9 protein-coding genes are annotated in these 6,909 nt (G+C 69.5%); 1 reads left to right on the forward strand and 8 read right to left on the reverse strand.

Features of this window, described 5'->3' with window-relative positions; all coding sequences use genetic code 11:
- On the reverse strand, window positions 1–433 hold a 433-nt coding region (locus tag GT354_RS37060; protein WP_161360778.1), incomplete at its 3' end, for a DUF6879 family protein.
- Window positions 434–699: 266 nt separating this feature from the next.
- Here GT354_RS37060 and GT354_RS37070 point away from each other — a divergent pair.
- Window positions 700–1,977, forward strand: coding sequence for an MFS transporter (locus tag GT354_RS37070; protein WP_161360779.1), 1,278 nt, complete (start codon window positions 700–702; stop codon window positions 1,975–1,977).
- On the opposite strand, the gene GT354_RS37075 is transcribed toward GT354_RS37070, so the two are convergent.
- From GT354_RS37075 to GT354_RS37100, 7 genes are all read right to left on the reverse strand, one after another.
- Window positions 1,873–2,265: a hypothetical protein gene (locus GT354_RS37075; RefSeq protein ID WP_161360780.1), complete on the reverse strand. Its 393-nt coding sequence runs from the start codon at window positions 2,263–2,265 to the stop codon at window positions 1,873–1,875. The genes GT354_RS37070 and GT354_RS37075 overlap by 105 nt on opposite strands.
- A 187-nt stretch (window positions 2,266–2,452) precedes the next feature.
- Window positions 2,453–3,598 (reverse strand): methyltransferase domain-containing protein, encoded by a 1,146-nt coding sequence (locus tag GT354_RS37080; protein ID WP_161360781.1) that lies wholly within the window; start codon window positions 3,596–3,598, stop codon window positions 2,453–2,455.
- The gene (locus GT354_RS37085; RefSeq protein WP_161360782.1) at window positions 3,595–3,780 is read right to left on the reverse strand and encodes a hypothetical protein; all 186 of its coding nucleotides are present in this window, start codon (window positions 3,778–3,780) and stop codon (window positions 3,595–3,597) included. Before GT354_RS37085 ends, GT354_RS37080 begins: the two co-directional genes overlap by 4 nt.
- A 201-nt stretch (window positions 3,781–3,981) precedes the next feature.
- Window positions 3,982–5,199 carry a methyltransferase domain-containing protein gene (locus tag GT354_RS37090; RefSeq protein ID WP_161360783.1) on the reverse strand — a complete coding sequence of 406 codons (1,218 nt, stop codon included), beginning with the start codon at window positions 5,197–5,199 and terminating at the stop codon, window positions 3,982–3,984.
- Window positions 5,196–5,324, reverse strand: a complete 129-nt coding sequence (locus GT354_RS56035; RefSeq protein WP_272923956.1) for a hypothetical protein — start codon at window positions 5,322–5,324, stop codon at window positions 5,196–5,198. Before GT354_RS56035 ends, GT354_RS37090 begins: the two co-directional genes overlap by 4 nt.
- Before the next feature lie 165 nt (window positions 5,325–5,489).
- Complete coding sequence (locus GT354_RS37095) at window positions 5,490–6,350, reverse strand: helix-turn-helix transcriptional regulator (RefSeq protein WP_161360784.1); 861 nt, start codon at window positions 6,348–6,350, stop codon at window positions 5,490–5,492.
- A 38-nt stretch (window positions 6,351–6,388) separates the two neighbouring features.
- Window positions 6,389–6,909: DUF6879 family protein (locus GT354_RS37100; RefSeq protein ID WP_237535837.1), on the reverse strand; the 521-nt coding region annotated here is incomplete at its 5' end.

Raw genomic sequence — 6,909 nt, forward strand, 5'->3', positions numbered from 1 at the left:
CCACGTGGTGGAGGAATTCGCCGTTGCCGGTGAAGAGGTTGAAGCGCACGAGTCGGTCGTCCATGACCCACAGGTCGTTGCCGGGGAGGAGGAGGTCGGATGCTCGGCTGCGGGGGAGCCAGCGCACGTGTTCGCCGGCGGCGATGTTCTGGTGGGTGCAGGCGTGTTCGTAGGCGATGTAGGCGGTGACCGGTTGGGACACCACGCGGGCTCTGCGTACGGTCACGCCGCGTGCGGTGGTGGCCGCGATCAGGTCGAGCCATGGCGTCCACCAGGATGCGCGGTCCGTGGGGTCGTGGCGGTGGCCTGCTTGCCAGGCGGCGAAGTCCTGGGCTTCGTCCTCGCTGGTGTAGACGTCGCGCATCTCCAGGTGGACGGCCGAGTGTTCGCAGTCGGCCATCAGTTCGTCAAAGGACGGAACGCTCCGCGCCATCGCACGCCTCTCTGATCGTGATCACGATATGCAAGGTAGTGACGAAACGGCTCCACGAAGCGGCGCCGCTGGTCAGGTGGCTGTGTTCGTGGGCCTGGGTCTCGCGGATGAGGTCGTCCTGGGCAAGGAATGCGATCTCGGCGCAGCCGTCGTTGCCCGGGTCGGGCGGGCAACGCCTCTCTCCTGTCCCGGTCGGTGCGCTCGTGTGGGCGGGTGTCGGGCGTTTGGCCTTCGCGGGGGATCGTGGCTTCGTAGGGTGGCCGCCCGTGGGCTACCTCTCTTTGCTGCGGCGGCGTCGGATTCTGGTGTTGTGGTCGGCCGAGGCGTGCAGTGTGTTCGGTGACCGTCTGTTCACCCTGGCTTTGACGTGGTTGGCGTGGCAGCGTTCCGGTGCGGTGGCGATGGGCCTGGTCGTGGTGGTGGAGAGCGTTCCGCACATCGTGTTGGGGTCGTTCGGCCGCAAGGTGATCGCGCGGTGCGCGGTGCTTCGTCGGCTGGCGGTGGTGGAGTTCGCCCAGATCGCGGTGGTGGCGTCGCTTCCGTGGCTGTGGGACAGGCTGGGACTCGTCGGAATCCTCGTGGTGATCGCGCTGCTGGGCACTGCCGACGCGGTGACCGGGCCCGCCCTGGGTTCGCTGTTCCCCGACTTGGTCGAACCCCCGCAGGTCCGGGCCGTGACGGGGTTGATGCAGCTCACCGGCCGTATGGCGTGGATCCTCGGACCCGCTGCCGCCGCCGGGTTGTTGCTGGTGATGCCGGTGCACGCGCTGTTCTGGGTCGACGCGGCCACGTTCGTCGTTTCCGGAGCCGCGTTCGCCTACCTCGGTCGTGGACAGCGGCTCCCCTCGGTGCCGGCCTCGGCCGCAGCCGGCACCGACCCGGGCGCGCCCACCGTCCGCGCGGTGTTGGGCGGTCGGCCGGTGTTGGGCGGGATCCTCGGGCTGGAGGCGGTGGGCGAGGCGTGCGCGGTGGTGGCCTCGGTGGGGATCCCGATCTGGCTGACCGCCCGGCTCGACGCGGGGCCGGGCGCTTACGGCCTGGTGCTCTCGGCGATGGGTGTCGGCAGTGTGGTGGGCAACGTGGTCGCGGGCAACGCCAAGTCCGTCGGGGTGTTTCCGGGGTCGTACTGCGTGGTGTGGCTGGCGCGGGGGGTGCTGCTGGGCGGATACGCGTTCACGTCGGGCGTGAACTCGGTGGTCGTGGTGACTGCGCTCCTGGGTGTCCTTACCCCCTTGGGATCGGTGACGTTGGGGGCGGAGATCGGGTTGCTGCCACTCCCGCAGCGGCTGCGGTTGTTCACGGTGGAGTCGACGGCCCTGCACGTCTCGGGCATGGGCGGGATGCTCGTGCTGCCCGCCTTGGTGGAGCGTGCCCCTCGGGCGGCGTTCGGGTGGGCCGGGCTGGTCACGGTGGTGGCCGCCGCGGTGGTGTGGGCAGTCTCAGGGAGTGGGGCGCGCGGTGAACACGAGCCCGCGATGGCCGGCGCCGTCGAGGGTGGGGATGTCGATGCTCCGCTCGACGACGAAGCGGTGGCGCGCGAGTAGGTCGTGCCACCCGGCGATGTCGTACGCGTAGTGCACCACCGGCATGCGGACACCGGTGTCCAGGGTCAGGTTGTCCACCCGGGGCCCATGGAGAGCGCCGGGGCGGGCCGCGCTCACGGTGAACGCCAACAGGCCGCCGGGGGCGAGACGTTCGCGGACCAGCGGCAGGAGACGTTCGGGGTCGGTGTACCGGAGCGCGCCAAAGATCGAGTACACGATGTCGTACACCTCTCGTGAAGCGGCAAGGAAGTCGCACGCCTCGCCGACGGTCCACACGATGCCGGGCACGTGCGCCAACGGCTTTGGCCTTTGCTCGGCGTCCGCTCGGCCAGACCACGAATCCGGCGCGGGAACCCGATGGTTGATGCACCTCCATCGCCGAGCCTGGGCGTCCCTCGTTCGGCGCGCCCTCGACCCAGGCTCCCGACACAGCGTGGATGGAGACGAACGGACGCGTGGCGGGCGGCCCCGGCGGCTACAGGGTTATGTGCCGCGCCGGATCGCCGTCCCAGCTCAGAGTCGTGGCTTCCGGAGTGATCGTTACGGCGAAGTCGCGGATCGGGGGTTTGCCTCGTGCCTCCCATGCGCTCAGGGCGGCCCGTGCCTCGTCCCACAGGACGCGCGGACCGCCCTGATGCACCTGCGCCGAGCCTCCGTCGCGGCGTTCGGTCCGCGTCCACGAACCGTCGTGGTGGAGGATCCACGCGAACTGCGTACCGTCCTCCCGGGTGTAACCGCGGAAGTCCGTCGCGCCCGTCGCGAGGGTGATCAGGGTGCGCGGGTCGCTGCCGGGGGCCAGGTCGTAGGGCTCTGCGTCGTCGGAAGTGACGGTGTCGCCCTCGGCGTCGCGGGCCGCTCGGTACACGGCGTCCATGGAGGGATAGTCGTTTCCGCGCCGGGTGCGCATGAAGCCGGCCGGGTCGTCCAGGACGCGCCCGAACGCGGTGCCGTCGTCCCGCATCCGCGCCCGGATCAGGAAGGAGGTGCCGGCGATGGTGGTCACGATGCGTCCGCCGGGGCGCACCGCCGTGAGCCAGGCCGCCGGGACTGGGCGGACGGACACCATCGCCACCAGTGCGTCGTAGCCCTCGCCCGGCAGCGCGCGGTCCGCGTCCACGCAGGCGAACTCCGGGTGGCGGCCCATGTGTCCGACGCGTTCGCGGGCGACCCGGACGAGGTACGGGTCGATGTCGACGCTCGTCACGGCATCGTCGCCGAGGCGGTGGGTCAAGAGGGCGGCCGAGTAACCGGAGCCGGTGCCGACGTCGATCACCCGTTCACCTTCGGTGATGCCCGCGTGGTCGAACATCGCAAGTACCAGTGACGGCAGGGTCGAGGAGGACGTGGGCGACCCGTTGGCCTCGTCGGTGTCGGTGTCGGTGTCGTCGGCGTGCCGGGTTCCGACCCGCGTCACGAGCGTGGTGTCCGTGTACGCCTCGCGCCACGCGGTCGGGAAGCGGGCGTCCACGCGTTGCCAGTGGGTGGGCGGCCGGTACGTCCACCAGGCGGGCACCAACAGGTGCCGGGGCGTCGACTCCACCGCTTCCGCCCATCCGGGCGTGGCGACCTGTTCGGCCAGTGCGGCGGCGGCCTTGGTCCAGTCGGGTTCGGGAGTGATCACGTGGGGATTCCCTCCTGTAGCGCGTCGGCCATCGCCTCCACGAGCGGCAGCCCGGTACGGCGGACCAACCAATGCCACTGGCCCGACGGGTTCACCTCGAAGAACACCCACTCACCGTCGGGCCTGACGGCGAAGTCGAACGCCCCGAAGAACAACCCCATGCGCGCCATGAAGTCACGCACCCCGAGGGCGACTGCCGGCGGCGTCTCACGTTGCGGTGAAGGCCATGCTGTCGTCGATGTCGTCGGGTCCGACCAGAGTCGTAGGGATCGGATCGCGTGGCGTCGGCCGTCCGCGCGGGCAACGCCGCCGCCGAGAGCGTCGTGGGCCACTTGTCGGTGTCGGGTGGTGAACTCCCTTGTTGTTGCCCGCACGACGAACGATCAGAGAGACCAGGAGGGCGTTTCGTTCGGCTCGCCGAACCACACGCGCTGCGTGCTTCGTCCGTCGTTCGCGAGTACGGCGAGTCCGAACCCCTCCGCCTCCGGCCGGCCGTGCCGACGCCACCATCGCAGCGCGGCGAGGAACTCGGCCGCGAGGTCGTCGGGGCCCCACGCGGTGGTAGTCGTGTCGGCGGTGGTTCCGTAAAGGACCCGGGCGCAGGACAGTCCTGTGGGGCCACTCCGATAGAGAGACAACGTTGTCGTCCGGTCGGCGGCGGCGGCGTCGTCGTCGTCGTCGTCGTACGGACGGTCTTCGACCGTCTTGACCGTGTTCGGCAGGAGGAGCCCCAGAACCGGTGCGCCGAACCCGGTCAGCGCGCCCTCGACCCACGCCCCCGGTACGGCCGATGTGCTGTGCGTCGCGTCTTGGTGCTCCCACCACTTTTCGGGTGCCTGGGGCCAAGCGGTGCGCTGTCCGCGCGCCTTCATGTACGAGAGGCCGTCTTCGAATCGGCCCGACGCGGTTCCGTCGACCCCGGCGGTCAAGGTGAGCAGGAGGTCGTGACTGGGGGCGAAGTGGGTGCCCCACGGCATGACGATCCGCCCGCCCGGCACGGTGCGTTCGATCCACGTGGCGGGCACCACGCGGATCCCGCAGGTGACGTGTACGCGGTCGAACGGGCCGCCGATCGAGTGGTCGGCCAAGCCGTCGGCCGTGATCACATCGACGCCGACGCCGACGCCGGCCAGGTTCGCGCGAGCGCGGGTGGCCAAGTACTCGTCGATCTCGACCGAGACGACTGTTCCGGACGGTCCGACGCGATCCTTGAGCAGGGCCGCCGTATATCCGGTGCCGGTGCCGATTTCCAACACCCTCATACCCGAGCCGACTTCGAGGGCGTCGAGCATGCTGTGCACGGTGGTGGGCATCGAGCACGAACAGGTGGGCACGCGTTCCCGGCCGGGGCCGTCGGTGGTGCCGTCGTTCCATTGGGTGACCACGAACCCGTCGCCGGCCGCGATGGCGTTCCACGTGCGGGGGTCCCGGTCGCGATCGACGAGCACGTCTGCGGCTGCGTCGGCGTCCCAGTGCCAGAACGTGGTTGGCAGGAACGGCGACCGGTCCCGGCCGAGCAGGGCCAGGGACACGTTCGCATCCCTGGCCACGGCGTCATCTCCGGTGACCTCACCGGAGGTCGGCGCCGGCGATCCGCTCACTTGTCCTTGTCCTTGCGGCGAGTGCCCGTATCGCCACCGCCGATCGTGTCGGACCGGCCGTCCGCGTCGTCGGGCGGACCCTTCGGCTTTCCGTCGTTCGGCTTCTCGTGTCTGCCGTCTCCCATGCGAGATTCCCCTCTCGTCCGCAGGATGCCTGTCGGCTCGCGACGCGACCGGTTGCTCCCCTCGTGTCGCGTCTACGACCACGCTAAGGAGCGGGGTGCGGCGGACTCCACGAAGTTCTACGAACGTGCACGAATCGCGTCGCGCACCCAAGCTCGGCCGCCGGTTCAGTCGAATCCCGACACAGCGGCCCTGATCAACGCCTTTGCTCGTGCACCGTGGACCGCGAGGCGCGACAGTTCCTGGAACGCGCGCAGGTAGTCGACCACTTCGCCCGGGGCGGTCACGTTGATCGCCGCCGTCAGCAATTCGATCTCGACCTGGGAATCATCGAACGCGCAAAACGTCTCCAGCCCCCAGATTCCCCGTTCGGGGCCGCGCCGGGTGCCAAGGGGAATCACCCCCAGCGACACCTGCGGGAAGGTCATCGCCACCAGGAGGTACTCAAGTTGCTCGACCATCGTCGACGGGTCCGCGATCGCATGTCGCAGCACTGCCTCTTCGATCACCAACGCGAAGCGCCGCCCCGGCTCGTGAACGATCCGGGAACGCTCGACTCGTGCGGTCGCGGCCTGTTCGGCATCGTCCGGAGTGCCGCAGAAGCGGGTGATCGACGACAACAACGCGTGCGCGTATCGGTGAGTCTGCAAGAACCCCGGCACCACATCCGCGCTGTACAGGCGAAAGGTCGACGTGTCGCGGTAGAGCGCGTGGTAGGAGTCCTGGATCGCGCGTAGTCCGGTTCGCTGCCGACGCTTCCACTGCATGTACATCGAGTCGACGCTGCGGGCCGTGGCGATCAGGTCGAGGGCCTGATCGGTGGCATTGCAGATCGCACACCAGGCGCGGATGTCGGGGGCCGACGGGGCGGTGACGCCGTTCTCCAGGCGCGACGACTTGGAGGCGTGCCAACCGGCCCGGTCTGCTACCTGGCGGGCAGTGAGACCGGCCTCGCGGCGGATCTCCCGCAGGCGAACGCCCAACGTGTCGCGGGCTTGCTGCGCGCTGCTGGAAGGGGATCGCGGCATCTGGAGAAGGTATCCAACGCGCGGTCGGCGGACCGCTCTCAGACCTCGAAGTCTTCGTGGGGGACGGCTCGTTCCCACACCGCTTCGAAGGCTGTCACGCACTGTTTCGCCAGGGCGGCGTCGTGGAGGTCCACGTGGTGGAGGAATTCGCCGTTGCCGGTGAAGAGGTTGAAGCGCACGAGTCGGTCGTCCATGACCCACAGGTCGTTGCCGGGGAGGAGGAGGTCGGATGCTCGGCTGCGGGGGAGCCAGCGCACGTGTTCGCCGGCGGCGATGTTCTGGTGGGTGCAGGCGTGTTCGTAGGCGATGTAGGTGGTGACCGGTTGGGACACCACGCGGGCTCTGCGTACGGTCACGCCGCGTGCGGTGGTGGCCGCGATCAGGTCGAGCCATGGCGTCCACCAGGATGCGCGGTCCGTGGGGTCGTGGCGGTGGCCTGCTTGCCAGGCGGCGAAGTCCTGGGCTTCGTCCTCGCTGGTGTAGACGTCGCGCATCTCCAGGTGGACGGCCGAGTGTTCGCAGTCGGCCATCAGTTCGTCAAAGGACGGAACGCTCCGCG

The sequence above is a fragment of the Streptomyces sp. SID3343 genome (assembly GCF_009865215.1).
Lineage (GTDB): Bacteria > Actinomycetota > Actinomycetes > Streptomycetales > Streptomycetaceae > Embleya.